This is a genomic window from Tessaracoccus sp. SD287 (genome assembly GCF_017355265.1).
GTDB lineage: Bacteria > Actinomycetota > Actinomycetes > Propionibacteriales > Propionibacteriaceae > Aestuariimicrobium.
The window spans coordinates 36,174-56,440 of the sequence record NZ_JADIJQ010000002.1; the positions used below are offsets into that span (position 1 = coordinate 36,174).

The 20,267-nt window shown below is 69.4% G+C and carries 18 protein-coding genes; 10 read left to right on the forward strand and 8 right to left on the reverse strand.

All coding sequences use genetic code 11. From position 1 onward, the window contains the following. Both IPV09_RS01250 and IPV09_RS01255 read right to left on the reverse strand, forming a co-directional pair. On the reverse strand, positions 1-954 hold the full coding sequence (locus tag IPV09_RS01250; RefSeq protein ID WP_207473101.1) for an NAD(P)-dependent oxidoreductase: 954 nt from the start codon (positions 952-954) through the stop codon (positions 1-3). 44 nt (positions 955-998) lie between these two features. After that, a complete protein-coding gene (locus IPV09_RS01255) occupies positions 999-2,072 on the reverse strand; it encodes an NADH:flavin oxidoreductase/NADH oxidase (RefSeq protein ID WP_370590172.1) in 1,074 nt (357 codons plus the stop codon). 239 nt (positions 2,073-2,311) lie between these two features. Between IPV09_RS01255 and IPV09_RS01260 the strand changes: the two genes are divergently transcribed. Then, on the forward strand, positions 2,312-3,772 hold the full coding sequence (locus tag IPV09_RS01260; protein ID WP_242681078.1) for a sugar transferase: 1,461 nt from the start codon (positions 2,312-2,314) through the stop codon (positions 3,770-3,772). Positions 3,773-3,800: 28 nt separating this feature from the next. On the opposite strand, the gene rfbA is transcribed toward IPV09_RS01260, so the two are convergent. Continuing rightward, positions 3,801-4,670, reverse strand: coding sequence for a glucose-1-phosphate thymidylyltransferase RfbA (rfbA, locus tag IPV09_RS01265; RefSeq protein WP_207473102.1), 870 nt, complete (start codon positions 4,668-4,670; stop codon positions 3,801-3,803). Between the two features lie 81 nt (positions 4,671-4,751). Between rfbA and rfbB the strand changes: the two genes are divergently transcribed. Then, positions 4,752-5,759: a dTDP-glucose 4,6-dehydratase gene (gene rfbB, locus IPV09_RS01270; RefSeq protein WP_207473103.1), complete on the forward strand. Its 1,008-nt coding sequence runs from the start codon at positions 4,752-4,754 to the stop codon at positions 5,757-5,759. Then, entirely contained in the window at positions 5,759-7,150 is a 1,392-nt protein-coding gene (locus IPV09_RS01275) for a bifunctional dTDP-4-dehydrorhamnose 3,5-epimerase family protein/NAD(P)-dependent oxidoreductase (protein ID WP_207473104.1), read from the forward strand. The genes rfbB and IPV09_RS01275 overlap by 1 nt, the downstream gene beginning before the upstream one ends. A gap of 59 nt (positions 7,151-7,209) precedes the next feature. Here the strand turns inward: IPV09_RS01275 and IPV09_RS01280 are convergent, their stop codons facing one another. The 4 genes from IPV09_RS01280 to IPV09_RS01295 form a co-directional block, all read right to left on the reverse strand. Beyond that, positions 7,210-7,641, reverse strand: coding sequence for a thioesterase family protein (locus IPV09_RS01280; protein WP_207473106.1), 432 nt, complete (start codon positions 7,639-7,641; stop codon positions 7,210-7,212). An 8-nt stretch (positions 7,642-7,649) separates the two neighbouring features. Further along, positions 7,650-8,060 (reverse strand): hypothetical protein, encoded by a 411-nt coding sequence (locus tag IPV09_RS01285; RefSeq protein WP_207473108.1) that lies wholly within the window; start codon positions 8,058-8,060, stop codon positions 7,650-7,652. 74 nt (positions 8,061-8,134) lie between these two features. Then, positions 8,135-10,375, reverse strand: coding sequence for a murein biosynthesis integral membrane protein MurJ (murJ, locus tag IPV09_RS01290; protein ID WP_207473110.1), 2,241 nt, complete (start codon positions 10,373-10,375; stop codon positions 8,135-8,137). Between the two features lie 7 nt (positions 10,376-10,382). Next, positions 10,383-11,654: an aspartate kinase gene (locus IPV09_RS01295; RefSeq protein ID WP_207473112.1), complete on the reverse strand. Its 1,272-nt coding sequence runs from the start codon at positions 11,652-11,654 to the stop codon at positions 10,383-10,385. A gap of 121 nt (positions 11,655-11,775) precedes the next feature. Between IPV09_RS01295 and IPV09_RS01300 the strand changes: the two genes are divergently transcribed. The 6 genes from IPV09_RS01300 to cobS all read left to right on the forward strand — a co-directional run bounded on the left by IPV09_RS01300 (position 11,776) and on the right by cobS (position 19,132). Beyond that, positions 11,776-12,273 (forward strand): DUF1707 domain-containing protein, encoded by a 498-nt coding sequence (locus tag IPV09_RS01300; protein ID WP_207473114.1) that lies wholly within the window; start codon positions 11,776-11,778, stop codon positions 12,271-12,273. Further along, positions 12,270-13,271, forward strand: coding sequence for a Gfo/Idh/MocA family protein (locus IPV09_RS01305; RefSeq protein ID WP_370590173.1), 1,002 nt, complete (start codon positions 12,270-12,272; stop codon positions 13,269-13,271). The genes IPV09_RS01300 and IPV09_RS01305 overlap by 4 nt, the downstream gene beginning before the upstream one ends. Before the next feature lie 229 nt (positions 13,272-13,500). Then, a complete protein-coding gene (locus IPV09_RS14465) occupies positions 13,501-16,194 on the forward strand; it encodes a S8 family serine peptidase (RefSeq protein ID WP_207473116.1) in 2,694 nt (897 codons plus the stop codon). A gap of 250 nt (positions 16,195-16,444) precedes the next feature. Next, positions 16,445-17,599 carry a nicotinate-nucleotide--dimethylbenzimidazole phosphoribosyltransferase gene (cobT, locus tag IPV09_RS01315; protein ID WP_207473117.1) on the forward strand — a complete coding sequence of 385 codons (1,155 nt, stop codon included), beginning with the start codon at positions 16,445-16,447 and terminating at the stop codon, positions 17,597-17,599. Continuing rightward, on the forward strand, positions 17,596-18,240 hold the full coding sequence (gene cobU / locus IPV09_RS01320; RefSeq protein WP_207473118.1) for a bifunctional adenosylcobinamide kinase/adenosylcobinamide-phosphate guanylyltransferase: 645 nt from the start codon (positions 17,596-17,598) through the stop codon (positions 18,238-18,240). The genes cobT and cobU overlap by 4 nt, the downstream gene beginning before the upstream one ends. 73 nt (positions 18,241-18,313) lie before the next feature. After that, the gene (cobS, locus tag IPV09_RS01325) at positions 18,314-19,132 is read left to right on the forward strand and encodes an adenosylcobinamide-GDP ribazoletransferase (protein ID WP_207473119.1); all 819 of its coding nucleotides are present in this window, start codon (positions 18,314-18,316) and stop codon (positions 19,130-19,132) included. A 101-nt stretch (positions 19,133-19,233) separates the two neighbouring features. Here cobS and IPV09_RS14060 read toward each other — a convergent pair whose 3' ends face one another. Beyond that, positions 19,234-19,887: a 2'-5' RNA ligase family protein gene (locus IPV09_RS14060; RefSeq protein WP_207473120.1), complete on the reverse strand. Its 654-nt coding sequence runs from the start codon at positions 19,885-19,887 to the stop codon at positions 19,234-19,236. Between the two features lie 32 nt (positions 19,888-19,919). Here IPV09_RS14060 and IPV09_RS01335 point away from each other — a divergent pair, with 32 nt between their 5' ends. Next, a complete protein-coding gene (locus IPV09_RS01335; RefSeq protein ID WP_207473123.1) occupies positions 19,920-20,207 on the forward strand; it encodes a GNAT family N-acetyltransferase in 288 nt (95 codons plus the stop codon). Positions 20,208-20,267 lie beyond the last annotated feature (60 nt).

A 20,267-nucleotide genomic window follows, 5' to 3' on the forward strand; every position in this document is an offset into this window, starting at 1 on the left:
TCAGGCCACCGTGACCCGGCCCTGGTCCACCAGCCAGTCGAGGGCCTCGCGGAGCACGTCGAGTTGCGGCCGCGGCGTGAAGCCCAGCAGCCGTTCGGCCTTGTCCATGCTGGCGCAGGGGCTGTGCGCCATGTGGTCGGCGGTGATCGCGGCATCCTGCTCGCTGACGGTCTGGCGCCACTGGTCGAAGGGCAGGTGGGACAGGTTCGCACTGCGCCCGAACCAGGCGGCCACCTCCTCGGCGTAGCCCTGCAGGGTGATGGCGGTCGCCGAGGCCGCATGAAAGCTCTCCCCGATGCTGACCGCTGGTCGTTGCAGCGCCGCCATGAAGACCCCGGCCACGTCATCGGCGTGCACGTGCTGCAGGGTGGCCATGCCCAGATCGGGCAGGACCAGCTCGCGTCCATCGACCAGCCGTTGGAAGACGTCCACGTCGAGGTTGCCGGCGGGGTTGATGGGCACCCAGCCGGGGCCGCTGATGTGGCCGGGGTGCACCAGCGTGGCCGGGAAGCCCACGGCGGACGCCTGCTGGTGCAGGTAGCCCTCGATCTGGGCCTTGGCGCGCCCGTAGTCGGTGATCGGATGCCGGACGGCATCCTCGGTGGTCGGCACCAGACGGCTGGGGCCGTGCACCCACAGCGTCCCGCAGTGCAGGAAGTGCTGCACCCGACCCTGCAGCGCCTCGACCAGCTGCCGGGTGCTGTCCACGGTGAACGAGGTCAGGTCGATGACGACCTCGGCACCAAGGTCTGCCACTCGGGCGCCGAAGACGCCCCGCGACTCCTCTTCGCTGCGGTCGGCCAGGACCGTCTCGACCTGCTGCCAGGCGTCGTCGTCGCGGTAGGGGCGGCGCTGCCCGCGGGTCAGCACCACGACCTGGTGCCCGTCGCGCACCAGCCGGGGCACCAGCCAGGTGCCGATGTGCCCGGTGCCGCCGATCACGAGTGTTTGCATGCCCCCACGCTAGCGGCGCCGGCTCCGTGCGGTTCGGTCCGTGCTCAGCGCCACGCCCCGCGGACGTGCTGGTCGGGGTAGACGACGGCGTCCTCGGCGCCCAGCACGTGGGCTGCCCGCTGCGGCCAGTGCGGTTCGCGCAGCGCCACCCGTCCGAGCAGCACGGCGTCGGCACGCCCGGTGGCGATCACCTCGTCGGCCTGCTCGGGTTCGGTCAACAGCCCGACGGCGGCGGTGGGGATGCGCGCCTCGCGGCGGATGCGGTCGGCGAACTCGACCTGGTAGCCCGGCGCCAGCGGGATGTCGGTGGGGTGGTTGCCACCGCTGGAGGCGTCGACCAGGTCGACGTCGTGCTCCTTGAGCAGTTTCGCCAGGGCGACGCTCTGGTCAAGGTCCCAGCCGCCCTCGATCCAGTCGGTGGCCGAGATGCGGACGAACAGCACGCCGTCGAAGACGTCACGGACGGCATCGACGACCTCGAGCAGCAGGCGCGCCCGGTTGTCCAGGCTGCCCCCGTAACCGTCGGTGCGCTGGTTCGACAGCGGCGACAGGAACTCGTGCAACAGGTAGCCGTGAGCGGCATGGATCTCGATCACGTCGAAGCCCGCGTCAATGGCCCTCGACGCTGCGGCGGCGAAGTCGGCGACCACCTTGGCCAGCCCGGCGCCGTCCAGTGCGGCGGGTGCGGCATAGCCGGGGAAGGCGATGGGACTGGGACCGACGGTGGCCCAGCCGCCCTGCTCGGTGGGGACGCTGCCACTGCCGGCCCCGCCGAACGGTGCGTAGGTGCTGGCCTTGCGCCCCGCGTGGGCCAGTTGGACCCCGGCCAGGGTGCCGCGGGCGTGGATGAAGTCGGTGATGCGCCGCCAGGCGTGCACGTGTTCGTCGTTCCAGATGCCGGCGTCACGGGGACTGATCCGGCCCTCGGGGCAGACGGCGCTGGCCTCGGTCAGCACCAACCCGAAGCCGCCCTGGGCGAAGGCACCGAGGTGGACCAGATGCCAGTCGTTGACAACGCCGTCCTGGTCCCAGCAGGAGTACTGGCACATGGGCGCGGTCCAGATGCGGTTGGCGATGGTGGTCTGGCGCAGGGTCATCGGCGCGAAGAGATCGGTCACGTGGGGGCCAACCCGAACCCGTCGCAGACTATTCCCGGTGGCCCGGACGCATCCGCCAGGCCACTTTGTGTCCGATTCCCGGGTGTGTCGCAGCTCACGTTCGGGATGTATGACATAGTTTCGTAACCGCGTCACGAGACCCTAGATTTCGTCTGTGGCCCGTGCAATAATCCCGTTACAAATACAAAAGTTCGTGTGGCCACCCCCCTCTGCGGCGCACTCATCGAGAGGGGCCCGACATGGGTCAGGTCAACGTCGCGCGGCGCGTCGACAGCATGGTGGCAGCGCCACCACGCGTCCACCGCAACAAGATCTACGTCGTCGTCTTCGCCGCGGACGCCGTGGTCATCACGTCCATGGCCCTGCTGGCCCTCACGCTTCGCAGCGAGATGCGGATGTTCGGCCCCACCCCTGGACTGGAGTCCCTGATCCTGCCCGTGATGTGGCTGGTCATCGTCGTGTGGTTGCTCGCCCTGCTCAGCGTCGGCGCGTACCGACAGAAGCACCTGGGGGCAGGCACCGCGGAGTACCGCACCGTCCTGCAGGGCAGCCTGCTCACCGCCGGCCTGGTCGGCATCTCTGCCTACCTGGCGGACTACCCGCTGTCGCGGGCCTACTTCTTCGTGGTCTTCCTGCTGGGCATCCCCACCCTGCTGGTGACCCGCTTCGTGATCAGGCGAGTGCTGCACGCCGTCTGGAAGCGCGGGATGTTCCGCACCCCCATGCTCGTGGCCGGCAGCCCGTGGCACATCGACTACTTGGCCCAGGTGTTGAACCGTGAGCGCTGGTTGGGCTATGACCTGGTCGGGGCGCTGGTGCCCGAGGGTGAGGACCGGCCAAAGGCCCCCCTGCCCGTGCTGGGGACCCCCGACGACGTCCTCGGTGCCATTCGCAGCACCAACGCGGCCGCGGTGATCTTCGTGGAGGGCGCCTTCCGCGAACCCCACCACTTCAACCTGCTGGCCCGGGAACTGGAGCTGGAGAAGGCCCGGTTGATCGTGATCCCGGCGCTGGCCGAGATCGCCTCGAACCGGATCGACGTCCAAACCGTCGCGGGGTTGCCGCTGCTGACCGTCGCCAAGCCGCAGGCCCAACGCGCCGGCCGCGGACTGAAGCGTGGTTTCGACCTGGCGCTGGCCGGGGCCGCCCTGATCCTCGCCAGTCCGGTGCTGCTGGTGGCCGCCCTGGCCGTCAAGCTGGAGGACGGCGGGCCGGTGATCTACCGCCAGCCCCGCGTCGGCCGGCACAGCACGGTGTTCGACTGCCTCAAGTTGCGCAGCATGGTGCCCAACGCCGACCAGCTGCGCAGCCGGCTGGAGGCCAACGAGAACGATGGTGATGGGGTGCTCTTCAAGCTGCGGAAGGATCCTCGGGTCACCCGGGTGGGCCGATTCATCCGGCGCTACTCCATCGACGAGCTGCCGCAGCTGGTCAACGTGCTCAAGGGCGAGATGAGCCTGATCGGCCCCCGCCCCGCGCTGGAGTCGGAGGTCAGCAAGTACCAGCGCCACGTCCTGCGTCGGCTGGACGTCCGCCCCGGGATCACCGGGCTGTGGCAGGTGTCCGGACGCTCGGACCTGTCCTGGGACGACGCCGTCCGCCTGGACCTGTACTACGTGGACAACTGGTCCTTCGTGCAGGACCTCGGCATCCTGTTCCGGACGGTCCAGGCGGTGCTGAAGTCTGACGGCGCCTACTGAGCGGCGGCCCCCCAGTGGGGGGGCTCCCTCAGCGGGGCGAGCCGGGCAGGTTGGACAGGTAGGTGCCGTACCCGGACTTGGCGTACCGGGCCGCCAGCGCCAGCAGCTCGTCGTCGCTGAGGAAGCCCTGCCGCCAGGCCGCCTCCTCGGGGCACCCGACCTGCAGTCCCTGCCGGGCCTGGATGGTGCGCACGAAGTTGGAGGCGTCATTGAGGGAGTCAAAGGTGCCGGTGTCCAGCCAGGCGGTGCCCCGGGGCAGGATGGTGACGTGCAGTCGACCCTGGGCCATGTAGGCCCGGTTCACGTCGGTGATCTCGAGTTCGCCCCGGGCCGAGGGTGACAGGTTGCGGGCAATGTCGACCACGTCGTTGTCGAAGAAGTACAGCCCCGGGACGGCATAGTTCGAGCGCGGTTCGATCGGCTTTTCCTCGATGGAGATGGCCCGCCCGTCCTGGTCGACCTCTACGACGCCGTAGGCGGTTGGGTCGGCCACCCAGTACCCGAAGACCGCGCCCCCGTCGACGTCGGCGTAGGTGGACAGGTTCGTGCCGAGTCCCTGGCCGTAGAAGATGTTGTCGCCCAGCACGAGACACACCTTGTCCTCGCCGATGAAGTCGGCGCCGACGGTAAAGGCCTGGGCCAGGCCCTTCGGTTCGGGCTGGACGGCGTACTGGATGGAGATGCCGAAGGCGGAACCGTCACCGAGCAGGTCACGGAAGCTCGCTGCCTCGTGGGGAGTGGTGATCACCAGGACGTCCCGGATGCCGGCGAAGATCAGCGTCGACAGGGGATAGTAAATCATCGGCTTGTCGTACACGGGCACGAGTTGCTTGCTCGACCCGAGGGTGACGGGATGGAGCCGCGAGCCAGTACCACCGGCAAGAATGATTCCGCGCATGCAGGCCACAATGTCACACCGTCGAGGATCCAGAAAGGCCCGGTGTGGTCACCCCGTGCCGATGCTGCTCGCGGCACTAGCATGTCGGGCGTGAGCAATATCCTGTGCACCGGTGGCGCCGGCTTCATCGGCGCCAACTTCGTCCGTCGCCAATTGGCGACCACCACCGACACCGTGACCGTGCTCGACGCGCTCACCTATGCCGCGCAGCCCGACTCGTTGGCCGACCTGCCGGCCGACCGCTGCCGACTGGTCACCGGCGACGTGGCCGATGAATCCCTGGTCGATGAATTGGTGGCGGCCCACGATGTCGTGGTGCACTTTGCTGCCGAAAGCCACAACGACAACTCACTCAACGACCCCTCGCCGTTCATTCGCACCAACCTGGTCGGTACGTTCATCGTCCTCGAGGCGGTGCGTCGCCACGGCAAACGCCTGCACCACATCTCCACCGATGAGGTCTACGGCGACCTGGCGCTGGATGACCCGGCCAGGTTCACCCCCGACACCCCCTACAACCCGTCCAGTCCCTATTCGGCGAGCAAGGCCGGCTCCGACCACCTGGTCCGCGCCTGGGTGCGCTCGTTCGGGGTGCAGGCCACCATCTCGAACTGCTCGAACAACTACGGCCCCCGTCAGCATGTCGAGAAGTTCATCCCGCGCCAGATCACCAATGTGCTCGACGGCCACCGGCCCAAGCTCTACGGGGCCGGGTTGAACGTGCGCGACTGGATTCACGTCGACGACCACAATGCCGCGGTGGCGCGCATTCTGGAGGCGGGCCGACCCGGCGAAACCTACTTGATCGGGGCCGACGGGGAGCTCGACAACAAGTCGGTCATCGAATTGGTGCTGGAGCTGATGGGCCAGCCCCGCGATGCCTACGACCACGTCACCGATCGCGCCGGCCACGACCTGCGCTACGCCATCGACTCCACCAAGCTGCGTGAGGAACTGGCCTGGCGCCCCGAGTTCACCAGCTTCCGCGAGGGTCTGGCCAACACCATCGCCTGGTACCGCGACAACGAGGACTGGTGGCGTCCGATGAAGCAGGCCACCGAGGCCAAGTACGCAGCGAAGGGACAGTGATGGGCGAGCTGCGCGTCGAGACCACCGCCATCGACGGCCTGCTGGTGGTGCACCTGCCCGTGCACGCCGATGCCCGCGGCTGGTTCAAGGAGAACTGGCAGCGCGCGAAGATGACCGAGCTCGGCCTTCCCGACTTCGGGCCCGTCCAGCAGAACGTCTCGTTCAACAACTCCCGGGGTGCCACCCGCGGCATCCACGCCGAGCCCTGGGACAAGCTGGTCAGCCTGACCACCGGACGCATCTTCGGCGCCTGGGTCGACCTGCGTTCCGGCGACGGGTTCGGCACCGTCGTCACCCTGGAACTCGGCCCCGAGACCGCCGTCTTCGTGCCGCGCGGCGTCGGCAACTCCTACCAGGCCCTCGAGGACGGCACCTGCTACGCCTACCTGGTCAACGCGCACTGGAGCGCCGCCGCCCGGGACCGCTACACCTACGCGAACCTGTTCGACCCGGCCCTGGGCATCCCGTGGCCCATCGAACGCTCCCGGTGCGAACTGTCCGAGGCCGACCAGCACCACCCCATGCTGGCGCAGGTGAGACCCATGACCCCCCGCCGGCCGGCCATCATTGGCGCCAACGGACAGCTGGGGCGAGCACTGGCCACCCTGCTGCCCGACGCGCTGCTGGTCGGACGCGACGACCTGGACATCACCGACGCGGCCGCCGTGCAGGCCTTCGACTTCAGTGAGGTCGACGTGCTCATCAATGCCGCCGCCCACACCGGCGTCGACTCCGCCGAGACGACCGCTGGACGGGCGGCCGCCTGGGCGACCAACGCGTCCGGTGTCGCCCACCTGGCCGCCGCCGCCCGTCGGCACCACCTGCGGCTGGTGCATGTGTCCAGCGACTACGTCTTCGACGGTCGCACGCCGGTGCACGACGAGGACGAGCCGGCCTCCCCGCTGGGGGTCTACGGGCAGACCAAGGCTGCCGGTGACCTGCTGGCCGCCACTGTCGACCAGCACTGGATCGTGCGCACCAGCTGGGTGATCGGCGACGGCGCGAACTTCGTCACCACCATGGCCAACCTGGCGGCCAGGGGAATCAAACCCTCGGTGGTCAGCGACCAGTTCGGTCGGCTCACCTTCGCCGACGACCTGGCCGCCGCCATTGTCCACCTGGTCCGCAGCGGCGCACCCTTCGGCACCTACAACGTCACCAACGACGGCCCGGTCCGATCATGGGCAGACATCGCCGCCCGCGTCTTCGAACTGTGTGGACGCGACCCCGCCGACGTCCTCCCGGTGACGGCCGAGCAGTACGGGCAGGGCAAGCAGTTGGCACCACGTCCGCAGCACAGCGTTCTGGCCCTGGACCGTCTCAAGGCCACCGGCTTCACCCCACCCGACGCCGACGAGCGCCTCGTCGACCACCTGGCCGGCCGTCGCTGACGCGGCCGTCTGCTGACGGGGCCTTTTTTGCTGACCGGGCCTGCTCGGCGCGGCTGGGCTCAGCCCCAGACCAGTCCCAGCTCCTCGGCCTTGCGGCCGACACCGGCAGCGAACCGCGCCGGGTCGAGCACGGCGCGCTGGTGGGTGCCCTGGCTGATCAGGTCACGCTCATCACGGGCGACCACGTCCCATTCGACCAGGCGCCCCTCCACCTTCGTACAGGTGACCTCGACGGTCACCTGCTGTCCCGGGACGGTGGCGGCAGTGTGCGAGACGTTGACATGGGTGCCGACCGAGATCTGCTGGCCCTCGAGGTGACCGGCCTCGGTGAGGTGGTGCATGCAGGCCCACTCCAGCAGGCCGACCAGGTAGCCGGTGGCCAGCACCCTGGGCATCACCTCGAACTCGGCCGACTCGGGGAACAGGTGCGGCACGGTGCGCTGCTCCGGCACCACATAGCTCAGGGTGGATCGGTCACCGACGTGGATCATGGGACGAGTCAACCATCCCGGACGAGGCACGCGCAGCAGAACCTGTCGGGACTCGTCGACGACGGAGGCCCGGCCACCTGGTCAAAGGGACCCAACCCCCGTCCCGTCCCGGACGGGGTCGACGAGGGCTCCTTCAACTCCACGAAGATCGCGTGAATCGGTGCCTGGCCGATGTTCTCCCCCACGTGGTCCTGGGCGGGGAGCCACCGGGCCGCCTCGGCGGGGAGCTCGACCTCGATGGTCCGATCGCCCGAGGTGATGCGCCGGTGGATGGGGGTCAGGCTCACCATCACTGAATCCGGGTGATGATGCTCCTGGGTGCGGGTGCCCGGCTGGTCACGATATTCCAGCACGCGCACCCGGTCGTTCTCGAAGATGACGGAGTAGTGGTCCCCGTCGGTCACCGTCGGATCGCTCATGCTTCAGCCTACGTCGCGACGACCCGGATCACCCCCGCTAACCCGCCGAGAACGCTCCGCCGCGGCCAGGACGATCAGGCGCTGGCGCGGCCGCGTCGGAGTCTCCGGAGCAGCGGCTCGAGCACCTCGTCCAGTTCGGTGACGCGCAACCTCTTCAGCCCGAACCAGACGATGACCAGGAACAGTCCCCCGCCGACGGCCAGCTGCAGCAGCGCCAACGCGACCCCGTCGCCCAGGCGGCCGATGCCCCAGGCGACGGCGAAGGCGACCGCCCCGGCCACGGCCGAGGCCGCGATCAGTCGCGCGTACAGGGCCACCACCGGGCGCAGCTCGAGGCCACCGAGTTGGCGGCGGGCCACCAGCACGAAGACGACGGCGGTGATGATGTTGGCCAGCGACTGGCCCAGGCCAATGGTGACCACCGCCCACCGGGCGGGCACCACGAAGGCGAACAGGGCGATCACGACCTGGGTGCCGGTCAGCAGTCCCTGCAGCCACAGGTTGGTCCTGCCGTCCTCGCGGGCGAAGCAGTAGCGCTGCTGCAGGGTGGTGATGCCGAAGGCCATCACGCCCAGGGACATGGCGGCCAGGATCCAGGCGACGGCAGCATGGTCGGTGCCGCTGCCCGGCAGCAGCACCCGGATGATCGGGTAGCTCAGCGCGACCATGGCCACGCTCATCGGGATCACCGCCACCGCGGGCATGCTCAGCGAGCGGCGCAGCAGCTGGCGCATCCTGCCGAGGTCACCGTCGTGGTGGGCGCGGCTCAGGGCCGGGAACATGGCCGTCAGGATCGAGACCGTCACGAACGAGTGCGGCAGCATGAAGATCTGGAAGGCCTGGGAGTGGGCGAGCACCGAGGGCACCCGCGGGTCGTCGCCGCGCACCGTGGTCATCACCAGCTGGACGGCCAGGCCGCCGAGCTGGGCAATGATCAGGGCCGTGAAGGTCCAGCCCAGGATCTTGGACGCGCTGCCCAGGCCGTGCCCACGGATGTCGAAGCGGGGGGTCCAGCGAAAGCCGCCACGGTACAGCGGCACGATCAGCGACAGGCCCTGGACGACGATGCCGAGGCTGGCCGAGACGCCCAGCAACCACATCATCGGCGGGGTGAAGGTGGCCTCGGGGCCCTGGCTGCCCCAGACGGCCAAGAACCAGACCAGGCCGGCGATCTGGACGACGTTGGCCAGTGCCGGGGCCCACATGAAGGCGGCGAACTGGCCGCGGCTGTTGAGGACCTGGCCGAGCACCGTGTACAGGCCGTAGAAGGCGATCTGGGGCAGGCACAGGAAGGCGAAGAAGACTGCGGCGTCGTGGGCCCCCTCGGGCAGGTTTGACGTCACCCGGACCAGCAGCGGGGCGGCCAGGGTGGCCAGCACGGCTGTCACCAGCACCAGCCCCAGGGCAACGGTCAGCAGCCGGTCGACGAAGGCCCGGCCGCCGTCGGGTCGCTTCATTGCCTTGGTGATCTGCGGGATGAGCACGGCATTGAGGACACCGGCCGAGAGCAGGATGTAGACGTAGTTGGGCAGGGTGTTGGCCACCTGGAAGGCGTCACCGATGACCGAGACGCCGAACGCGGCGGCCAGCAGCGCGGTCCGGACCATGCCGAGGACCCGCGAGACCAGGGTGCCGGCGGCCATCAGCGCCGAGTTGCGGGCCACGGTGGCGGCGGCGCCGGTGTCGGCGGGGTCGATGGGCGCGGCCCCGTCGGCGGACGCGGCCCCGTCGGCGGCCGCGGCGATGTCGCCGGGGACGCTGTCGACAGGGGCTGCGCGGCGGGCGGCTGCGGTACCTGCAGGCGCGGCGGCGCGCTCGCGGCCGACCCGGTCGAGTTCCTCGGCGGTGATCGGGGCACGGATGACGGTGTCAATCATCTCGTCGGGTACCGAGCCAGGCGTGGCCCGCTCGGCCATGCCCCGTGACTCCGCGATGCCCTCCGACTCGGCGGCGGGCTCGTCCGGGGGGCCCTCGACCCACCCGGACAGGACCGGATCAGGCCTGGGCGGGGCACCGTCGAAGATGTCGTCCAGGCGGACGTAGAGGGTGGTCTCCAAGGCAGGTTCGTGGGGCTCGGCCACCGGTTCCGCCACCGGTTCCGGCGGCGGCCCAGCGGTCGTCCCGGCCGCCGGCGCCGGGGACGGCACCGGGGGCCCGGCCGCAGGGGCGTCCCGGAACAACCCGGGCGGGATCGCGCCGGTCGGGACCCCCCACGACTCGTCCTCACGGAATTTGTCGTCGGGAAGCCCACGGGCCGGGGTGGCGCCCTCCCCACCCGGGGTGGCGCGACCCGGCCGCCGTGGGTGCTCGGTCACGGGCGCCTCAGCGTCCCGTCCCGGCGTAGACGACGGCCTCGCCCTCGGCGTCCAGGCCGAAGGCGGTGTGGGCGGCCCGGACGGCGTCGTCGACCTGGTGGGAGTCGACCACCACCGAGATGCGGATCTCGGAGGTCGAGATCATGCCGATGTTGATGCCGGCACCGGCCAGGGCGCTGAAGAAGGTGGCGGTGACGCCCGGGTGCGAGCGCATGCCGACGCCGATGACCGACACCTTGCCGATCTGGTCGTCATAGAGGACGTCCTGGAAGCCGACGGTGCCCTGGATCTCGCGCAGGGCGTCGATCGCGGTGCGGCCGTCGTCCATCGGCAGGGTGAAGGAGATGTCGGTGCGGTTGCTGTCGACGTGCGAGACGTTCTGGACGATCATGTCCACATTGATCTCGCTCTGGGCGATCTTGAGGAAGATCTGCGACGCCACCCCGACGGTGTCCGGCACGCCGACCACCGTGATCTTGGCCTCGCTGCGATCGTGGGCGACGCCCGAGATGATGGCCTCTTCCATTGCCGTTCCTTCCATGTCCTTGATGTCCTTGACCCACGTGCCGGGCTTGTCCGAGAAGCTCGAACGCACGTGCACGGGAACGTTCTCGCGGCGCGCGTACTCGACGCAGCGCAGGTGCAGGATCTTGGCGCCATTGGCGGCCATCTCGAGCATTTCCTCGTAGCTGATCTCGGGGATGCGCCGAGCCCCCGGGACGATGCGCGGGTCGGCAGTGAAGATGCCGTCGACGTCGGAGTAGATCTCGCAGAAGGCCGCACCCAGGGCATCGGCGAGGGCGACGGCGGTCGTGTCGGAGGCACCGCGTCCCAGGGTGGTGATGTCCTTGGTGTCCTGGGAGACGCCCTGGAAGCCGGCCACGATGACGACGCTGCCCTGGTTGAGGGCACTCTCGATGCGGCCGGGGGTGATGTCGATGATGCGGGCGTTGCCGTGGGCGCTGGTGGTGATCACCCCGGCCTGCGAACCGGTGTAGCTGCGGGCCTCGGCGCCCAGGTCGGCCAGGGCCATGGCCAGCAGCGCGGCCGACTGGCGCTCACCGGTGGTCAGCAGCATGTCGAGTTCGCGGGGGGCTGGCTGCGGTGAGACCTGCAGGGCCAGATCCATCAGCTCGTCGGTGGTGTCGCCCATGGCCGAGATGACGATGACGACCTCGTTGCCGTCCTGCTTGGCTCGCAGGACGCGCCGCGCGACGCGCTTGATCGACTCGGCATCCGCCACCGACGATCCGCCGAACTTCATCACGATTCGGGCCATGTCCACCTTCCTCCGCTGCGGGACCCCTGGGGGTCCCTCGCCGGCCAGGACGGCACGGCACCCCCTGAGTGTAGTGACCCAGCAGAAGCAGCGTGACGCTCGTCCGACTACGCTGTTCGGCATGACCGTGCCAACGCCGCCGAAGCGCATTGGATTCGCCGAGCGCGACGAGGCCGTGGCCCAGCTGCAGGAGCACCATGCCGCCGGTCGCCTCGACACGGCCGAGTTCGACGAACGGATGGGCCGGGCGCTGCAGGCTCGAACCGTCGAGGACCTGGTGCCATTGTTCGCGGACCTGCCGCGCGTCGCTCCCCCCACAGGCCACACGCTTGCCCCGACCAGATCGGGAACCACCCCGGACGAGGTGCAGGCCGACACCGGCCGGGGACCTGTGTTGCCGGCCGGGGAACCCGGCTACCTGAGCGTCCTGCGTCTGGTCGGTTGGGCCGTGATTCCCATGGGGTTGGTGTTGATGATCCTGGGCATCACCTGGTGGGTCTTCTTCGCCGGACTCTTCCTCGCCCCCGGCATCAATGCCGCCATCGAGTCGTTGGCGCGCAAGCGGCGCGAGGACCTCGCACTGCGACAACAACAGCACCAACGAAAGGAACTGTGGTGACCACTCCCCTGCGCTGGGGCATCGCCGGAACAGGTCGCATCGTCGACACCGTCCTGGCCGACCTCACACTGATCCCGCACGAGGTGCACCTGCAGGCCATTGCCTCGCGCACCCAGGCCCGTGCCGACGCCATGGCCGCCGAGCACGGGTTCACCACCGCCCACGGCTCCTACCAGGCCCTGGTGGACGACCCCGACGTCGACGCGATCTACATCGCGACCACCCACCCGCGCCACAAGACGATTGCCCTGGCCGCCATCGCCGCCGGCAAGCACCTGCTGGTCGAGAAGGCATTCACGGCGACCCTGGCCGGCGCCCAGCAGGTGGTCGACGCGGCCCGCGCCGCCAACGTGTTCGTGATGGAGGCGATGTGGACGCGCTTCCAGCCCGCCGTCCGCGCCCTGCATGAGGTCATTGCGTCCGGTGAACTGGGCGAGGTCCGTTCGGTGCAGGGCGACCTGTGCGCGTTCCGCGCCTACGACCCCGACGACCGCATCTTCGACCTGGCCGAGGGTGGGGGCACGGTGCTCGACCTGGGCGTCTACCCGCTCAGCTTCGCCCAGGACTTCCTGGGCAACGCCACCAGGCTGACCCTGCACGGCACCACCTTCGAGAACGGCGCCGATGCCGAACTGGGCATGCTGCTGACCTACGCCGATGACCGCTACGCCACCTTGGCCGCAGCCCTGCGCACCCCGGGCCCCGGCCGGATGGTGGTCCTGGGCACCCAGGGCTGGGCCGAGTTGCCGCCGCGATTCCACCACCCGCCTTCGCTGGTGGTCCACCCCCTGGGTGGCGAGTCGCGCGAGATCGTCCCCGAGGTGGTGGGCAAGGGCTACGGCTACGAGTTCGAGGAGGTCAATCGGTGCATCCGGGCCGGTAGAACCGAGAGTGAGTTCATGACCCTCGACGACACCCTGGAAGTGATGCGGCTGATGCAGCAGGTGATCGACGAGCTGGGTGTGCCCGTCACCGAGAACGACGAGCCGCTGGGCTGAGGTCCGCGACCGGCCGACACGCCGTCGCCCTTCCCCGGAAGTGTCTGGGGACGGGCTCCACTCACCGGGACGCGTACGTGGCCCGGCTAGGCCAAACATGCCCACCGGGGGTCGGCGCCGGGGACCTGTCTGAGAACAAGTTCAGAATTCTTGGACCAATCGGCCACTGACGGCCCACAACGCAGGTATCTTCGCCTCACCTTCTGCCCCAAAGATGTGAGGATTTTCCATGACCAAGGTTCCCCCCCGGTTCACAGTGAGGTTGGCCGCTGGCACAGCGGCCGCCGCCTTGCTGTGCGCCGGCCTGGGCAGTGCACCGGCGCACGCCCAAACAAATCTCGGCAAGCTGTCCGACTACGTCAAGACCATGAAGACGCAGGCCGGCACCACGGCAGTCCCGAACAAGTGGTTCGTCCAGATTTCTGGCGCTCCCACTGATGATGGTGGCAGCGCCGCCACCGCCAAGGCCACCCAGGACAGCGTGGTCAAGAATGCCAAGAGCCGCGGCGTGAAGATCGACGTCACCCGGGCCTACAACACCTCGTTCAACGGCCTGACCGTCAACGCCGACGACGCCTCGGTCGCCGAACTGCTGTCCATTCCCGGCGTCGAGCGGGTCTTCCCCGTCGTCCAGGTGAACCGTCCGGTCACCAAGGGCGGTACCACCAGCCCCGACATGATCGCCGCACTCAACCTCACCGGCGCCTCGGTGGCCCAGAACGAACTGGGACTCACCGGCAAGGGCATCAAGGTCGGCATCATTGACACCGGCATCGACATCGACCACCCGGATCTGGGTGGCAAGGGCACCAACGGGTCGACAGCCTTCCCGACCGCCAAGGTGGCCTATGGCTACGACTTCGTCGGCGACCTGTACAACGCCGACGTCACCGGGTCACGTCCGGTCCCCGACAACAACCCCGACGACTGCGAGGGCCACGGCACCCACGTCGCCGGCATCGCCGCCGCCGATGGTGACACCAAGACCGGTGGCATCAAGGGCGTCGCCCCCAAGGCCACCCTCGGCGGCTACCGGGTCTTCGGCTGTGAGGGCTCATCGGACTCCGACATCATCCTGGCCGCCCTGGAAAAGGCCGGCAAGGACAAGATGGACGTGGTCAACATGTCCCTCGGCTTCTCGTTCATGACCTGGCCCGACTACCCCACGGCGCAGGCCGCTGACCGACTGCACCGCAAGGGTGTCGTCGTGGTCGCCTCGGCCGGCAACTCGGGCGCGGACGGCCTGTTCTCCGGTGGCGCACCCGGTGTCGCCAAGAACGCCATCTCGGTGGCCAGCTTCGACAATGCACTCATCACCCAGAACGTGCTGCGCACCTCGAACGGCCAGGACATTGGCTACGGCAACGCGTCCGGCGCCCCCATCGCCCCCAAGTCCGGGACCCTGAAGGTGGCCGTCGCCAACCCGACCAACGGCTGCGCCCCGCTGGCCCCGGTCAGCGCTGACACCGTCTACCTGATCCAGCGCGGCACCTGCTCGTTCTACGAGAAGGCTGCGGCTGCCCAGAAGGCTGGCGCCGGTGCGGCGATCCTGTACAACAACGTTGCCGGCACCATCAACCCGACCGTCGAGGGTGACCCTGCCATCACCATCCCCGTGGTGATGATCTCCCAGGCGGACGGCACCGCCCTGGCCGCGGCGGCTGCTGCTGGCGGGGTCACCATGACCTGGACCGGCGACGTCACCTCCACCCCCAGCGCCAGCGCCGGTCTGATCTCGGACTTCTCGAGCTGGGGCCTGGCCGCTGACCTCACCCTGAAGCCCGACCTGGGTGCCCCCGGCGGCAACATCTGGTCGACGGTGCCGGTCGAGAAGGGCGGACACGCGTCCAACTCGGGCACCTCGATGGCGGCCCCGCATGTGGCGGGTGTCGTCGCGCTGCTGCTGCAGGCCCGTCCCGACCTGAAGAAGAAGCCCACCGAGGTCCGTGAGGTCCTCCAGAACACCGCCACCCCGGCGACGTTCAGCTTCGCCCCGGGCGCAGCCACCGAGGCCGTCGCCCGTCAGGGCGCCGGCATGGTCAACATCCTGCGCGCCGCCACCACCCGCCAGGGTGTCTCGCCCTCGAAGATCAGCCTGGGGGATGCCGCCAAGAAGCCGGTGACCACCACCCTGACCATCGAGAACGACAGCCGGGCAGCCGTCACCTACACCATCACCAACGAGAACGCCGTCGGTGCCTGGGGTGAGACCACGCAAGACCCGGGCTTCTACCTGGCCGACGCCAACTTCTCGGCCAACAAGCAGACCGTCAAGGTCAAGGCCAGGAGCAGCGCCAAGGTCAAGGTGACCATCTCTGCCCCCGATGGTGTTCCTGCCGGCTACATCTACGGTGGCTACGTGACTCTCACCGGGGACAATGGATCGGTGCTGCGGGTTCCCTACGCCGGCATGGCCGGTGACTACCAGTCGCTCAACCCGCTGCAGCCGTTCTTCCTGGGCTACCTCGAGGATGGGTTCTACAACGAGGCCGCTCCGGGTCGGCAGTTCACCATGCAGGGCGATGACGTGCCCTACCTGCTGTTCCACCTGGACTACCCCGTCTCGAACCTCGAACTGTGGGCCTACCACGCCAATGCCGACGGCACCAAGGGGGCACCGCTGAGCAGTCGGCCCGTCATGACCACCGGCAACTCCGGTCGCGACAACAACTTCACGGCGTTGTCGTGGGACGGCACCTACCAGGTGGGCAAGAACAAGCACGCCACCGTGAAGAATGCTCCCGCCGGGTCCTACATTCTCGAGCTGCGGGCGTTGAAGGCCCTCGGCGACAAGAACAACCCCAACCACTGGCAGGTGTGGACCACCACCCCGTTCAGCATCGGCACCGGCACGGTGGACCCGAACCTCGCCCAGGTGCAGGTTGACCCCACCGGCAAGACGGTGGTGAAGCCGAAGTCCTGAATGAGGCGTTCGCGAGTGCACGAGACACCTGACGCGAACACCGACTGGCACCAGCGCCGGGTGGCGGGCCCCATGGGGGCTCGCCACCCGGCGCTTTGCTGGGGCGTGGGAGCGAGGTTCCGGAGCCGTGCCCCAGCAGTGTGCATCCAGTGCGCCGTTTCCGGGCCCCGAGGCCTGTGGAGTGCGACTGGATGCACGTTGCTGGGTGGCCGATGAACGGCTCGCTGCCGGAGCGTGCCAGTATCTAGGCATGCCTGGCCCATCAGCACCGCCCGCCGCAGCCGCCGCAGCCGCCGCGCCCGCCACTGCCCCCTCGGCCGCCGCGCCGACCACCCCCACCGCACCGTCCGCGTCGACCCTTGATGGCACGCTCGCCGCCATCGTGGGGGTCAGCGCCTCGGCAATGCAGCAGGCCAGGACGTTGCAGGGTCACCTGACCAAGCCGCCGGGCAGCCTGGGCGTGCTCGAGGACGTCGGCATTCGGCTGGCGGGCATCGCCGATGCCTGTCCGCCGCCGTTGCCCACCCCCGCCGTCGTCGGCATCTTCGCCGGTGACCATGGCGTCTGCGCGCAGGGTGTCAGCCCGTGGCCGCAGGCGGTCACGGTGCAAATGCTGATGAACATGGCAGCCGGCGGTGCCGCCATCAACGTGCTCACCCGCCAACTGGGTGCTACCACGATCATCACCGACGTCGGCGTGGCCACCGCGCATGACGGGCATCCGTCGGTGCGCCAGCGCACCGTGCGTCGTGGCACCGCCGACCTGTCCGTGGGACCGGCCATGTCCGTGGAGGAGGCGCGGGCCGCCATCGAGGTCGGCATCGAGACTGCCCAGCAGGCCATCGCTGACGGTGCCCGCTGCCTGCTCACCGGCGAGATGGGCATCGGCAACACCACCCCCAGCAGCGCCCTGGTGGCCGTCTTCACCCGGGCGGCCCCGGCCGACGTGATCGGACGCGGGGCCGGCGCCGACGACCAGATGATGGCCACCAAGACCCGCGTGGTCACCGACGCCCTGGCGCTGCACCGCCCCGACCCCACCGACCCGCTGGCGGTGCTGGCGGCCGTCGGTGGCCTGGAGCACGCTGCCCTGACCGGGTTCATCCTGGCCGCCGCGGCCCACCGGGTGCCGGTCATCCTGGACGGCCTGATTGCCTGCTCCGCCGCCTGCGTGGCGGTCGCCTTCAACGATGACGTCCGCGGCTACCTGGTCTCCGGGCATGCCGGCGCCGAACCAGGCATCAGGTTGGCCCTCACCCATCTGGGGTTGCATCCGCTGGTGGATCTGGGCCTGCGGCTGGGCGAGGGCACCGGTGCGGTGCTGGCGCTGCCGTTGGTCGAGGCGGCGGCGCGGGTGATGAACGAGATGGCGACCTTCGAGTCAGCCGGCGTGTCGGGGTCATGAGCGAGTTCCACGTCCGCGTGGACCGGGGCTCCGCCGAGGCGCAACGCTTGCTGCAGGACCTGGCACGTGTGGCGACCGTGACACCCGTGGCCGCACCTGACGCCCGGCCCACCACGACCCTGGTGCTGGGCGGAGCCCGGTCCGGGAAGTCGCACTGGGCGGAACAGCAGTTCGACCAGGAGGCATCGGTCGACTACGTCGCCACCTCCGAACCGCAGCCCGATGACCCGGAATGGCAGGCTCGGGTTGATGCCCACCGCCAGCGTCGTCCCGGCCACTGGCAGACCATCGAGACCCTTGATCTGGTGAGGTTGCTCGGCGCCGACAGCACGACGCCATTGCTGGTCGACTGCCTGACACTGTGGCTGACCCACCACCTCGACCACCTGGACGCCTGGACGCAACCCACCGAGAGGTGGCGTCAGGGCCTGGACCAGACCGTCGCCGCCCTCGTCGACGCCCTCACCGGCACCGGCCGCCAAGTGGTGCTGGTCAGCAACGAGGTCGGCTCGGGGGTGGTGCCCTCGACAGCGTCTGGTCGGCTCTTCCAGGACGAACTGGGACGCCTCAATGCCCGGGTGGCGGCCTGTTGCGACCGCGTCGTCCTGTGCACCGCCGGCATCGCGCAGCGGCTCAAGTGAGGGGTCGCGACGTGGCCGGCCGGGCTGACGGCAGGCACCCCAGGATGGGACCACATGGCCGAGAGGACACACCATGAGCCGTGAACCCCACCCGCTGCATGCCTCCATGGGACTGTTCACCACCATCCCGGTGCCCCCCATCACTGACCTGACGCGACGCACAGCCACGCGCGCCATGGCCGCATTTCCCGTTGTCGGGTCGCTATTGGGGATTGCTGGGGCGGTGGTGCTGGTCGCGCTCACCGCGATCGACCAGCCATGGCTGGGGGCGGTGCTGGCGGTGGCGGCGCTCGCCTGGCTGACCGGCGGACTCCATCTGGACGGGGTCGCCGACACCGCCGACGGGCTGGGTTCCCGGCGTGACCCTGAAACGGCGCTGGCCATCATGAAACGTTCCGACATCGGACCGATGGGCGTGATCACCCTGCTGATGGTGCTGCTGGTCGACGTCACCTCATTGGTCGGGTTGACCGCGGCCAGCGACCCCAGCGGGCGTGGACTCTGGCTCGGGGCGACCGCATGGGTCGTGGCGACCACGACGGGCCGCGTGGTCGTGGTGTGGGCCACGACCACCGCCGGCCCCGTGGCCCGCCCGGGTGGATTCGGGGCCCTCTTCCACCAGACCAGCGCACCCGCCACGGCGCTGGCTCATTCCGTGCTGGTGGTGTTGGGCTCAGCGGCCGCAGGCTGGTGGGCGGCCGGCGTGCCCGGATTGGTCGTCCTGCCGGTGGCCGTGCTGGTGGGCCATGGTCTTGCCCACCTCTGGCATCGTCATCTGGTCAGACGTCTGGGTGGCCATACCGGCGACACCTTCGGTTCGTTGGTGGAACTGACCCAGTCGGTCGTGCTGGTCACCGCGGCCATCGGCATGGGCATCGCCACCCAGTTCTGAGCGCCCCGCCCACCAGCCGGGCGCAAGGACGAAACCCGTCAACAACCAAGTACCCAGCGGCACGCGCCCTGCCATAGTGCAGGGCGCGTGCTGCTGGGACCTCAGTTGTTGACGCTCGGGCTGTCGGCCATCCCCAGGAGCAGGCTCCGGCTCGACCACCGGAACTGGCCACTGGTCAGGTCCAACCGTCCCTCCGCGGTGAGCGGACCGCTGATGTCGTCGGTGTCGTAGCGCAGCAGGGACACCTCCCCCACCTGCCAGGCACCCGTCGAGGGCAGCGGGGCCAGCAGCGCGCGTGCCTCGGCCAGCGGCAACCGGGTCGCGTACTGGCCGACGGTCAGGTGGGGACGATAGGTCATGGCGCCGTGGAAGCCGGGGGTGGGCAAGGCGGCGTGGGCCTGGTGCAGCCAGTCGGAGGCCAGCCCCAGGTAGGGCACCATCGGAAAGCTGTCCCAGCCCTGCGCGACCACCGTGACCGGGCCCCGCAGCAGCGGCCGCAGCCGCTCGAGGTCCACGACCAGCGCGTCGGGGCCGTATCCGTCAACTCCGGGCCCACGCATCAGGCCCGCGTAACTGATGGTCACGTGCGGCTGGCGTTCGTAGCGCTCCAGCAGCACCGGTCCGAGGCGCCGCCGGGCCAGGTCCGTCAGCCGGTGCGCAGGCTCGCCCAGCTCGAGGGCCCACACCAGCGCGTGGCTGCGGCCACCGTGCCAGCCGGGGTCGGCGGCCAGGTTGGGGATCGTCCACTCTGCCACCCCGGCAGGCTACCGCGACTACCGTGGGAGCCATGACCGAGCACAACGCGTCCATTGCCCGCCATGACGACCGTCACCGCTACGTCCTCACCGCTGACGGCGCCGAAGCCGGCTACATCGAGTTCCATGAGGCCGACGGCGTCATTGAGATGCCCCACACGATCGTGGACGAGGCCTTCGGTGGGCGCGGCTACGGCAAGGACCTGGCCCGCTTCGCCTTCGACGACGCCCGCGAGCGTGGCCTGAAGGTGGCCCCGACGTGCCCCTTCCTCGACCGCTACATGCAGAAGAACCCCGAGTACGAGGACCTGCGCGCCTGAGCCCACCAGCGGCGAGCGGGCGGGACCGGCAGCCGGCCCCGCCCAGCCCAGCCCAGCACC

Coding starts and splice junctions, on each gene's coding strand:
- IPV09_RS01250 (WP_207473101.1), bottom strand. CDS start 954: ATGCAAACACTCGTGATCGGCGGCACCGGGCACATCGGCACCTGGCTG.
- IPV09_RS01260 (WP_242681078.1), top strand. CDS start 2,312: ATGGGTCAGGTCAACGTCGCGCGGCGCGTCGACAGCATGGTGGCAGCG.
- rfbA (WP_207473102.1), bottom strand. CDS start 4,670: ATGCGCGGAATCATTCTTGCCGGTGGTACTGGCTCGCGGCTCCATCCC.
- rfbB (WP_207473103.1), top strand. CDS start 4,752: ATGTCGGGCGTGAGCAATATCCTGTGCACCGGTGGCGCCGGCTTCATC.
- IPV09_RS01275 (WP_207473104.1), top strand. CDS start 5,759: ATGGGCGAGCTGCGCGTCGAGACCACCGCCATCGACGGCCTGCTGGTG.
- IPV09_RS01280 (WP_207473106.1), bottom strand. CDS start 7,641: ATGATCCACGTCGGTGACCGATCCACCCTGAGCTATGTGGTGCCGGAG.
- IPV09_RS01285 (WP_207473108.1), bottom strand. CDS start 8,060: ATGAGCGATCCGACGGTGACCGACGGGGACCACTACTCCGTCATCTTC.
- IPV09_RS01295 (WP_207473112.1), bottom strand. CDS start 11,654: ATGGCCCGAATCGTGATGAAGTTCGGCGGATCGTCGGTGGCGGATGCC.
- IPV09_RS01300 (WP_207473114.1), top strand. CDS start 11,776: ATGACCGTGCCAACGCCGCCGAAGCGCATTGGATTCGCCGAGCGCGAC.
- IPV09_RS14465 (WP_207473116.1), top strand. CDS start 13,501: ATGACCAAGGTTCCCCCCCGGTTCACAGTGAGGTTGGCCGCTGGCACA.
- cobT (WP_207473117.1), top strand. CDS start 16,445: ATGCCTGGCCCATCAGCACCGCCCGCCGCAGCCGCCGCAGCCGCCGCG.
- cobU (WP_207473118.1), top strand. CDS start 17,596: ATGAGCGAGTTCCACGTCCGCGTGGACCGGGGCTCCGCCGAGGCGCAA.
- cobS (WP_207473119.1), top strand. CDS start 18,314: ATGAGCCGTGAACCCCACCCGCTGCATGCCTCCATGGGACTGTTCACC.
- IPV09_RS01335 (WP_207473123.1), top strand. CDS start 19,920: ATGACCGAGCACAACGCGTCCATTGCCCGCCATGACGACCGTCACCGC.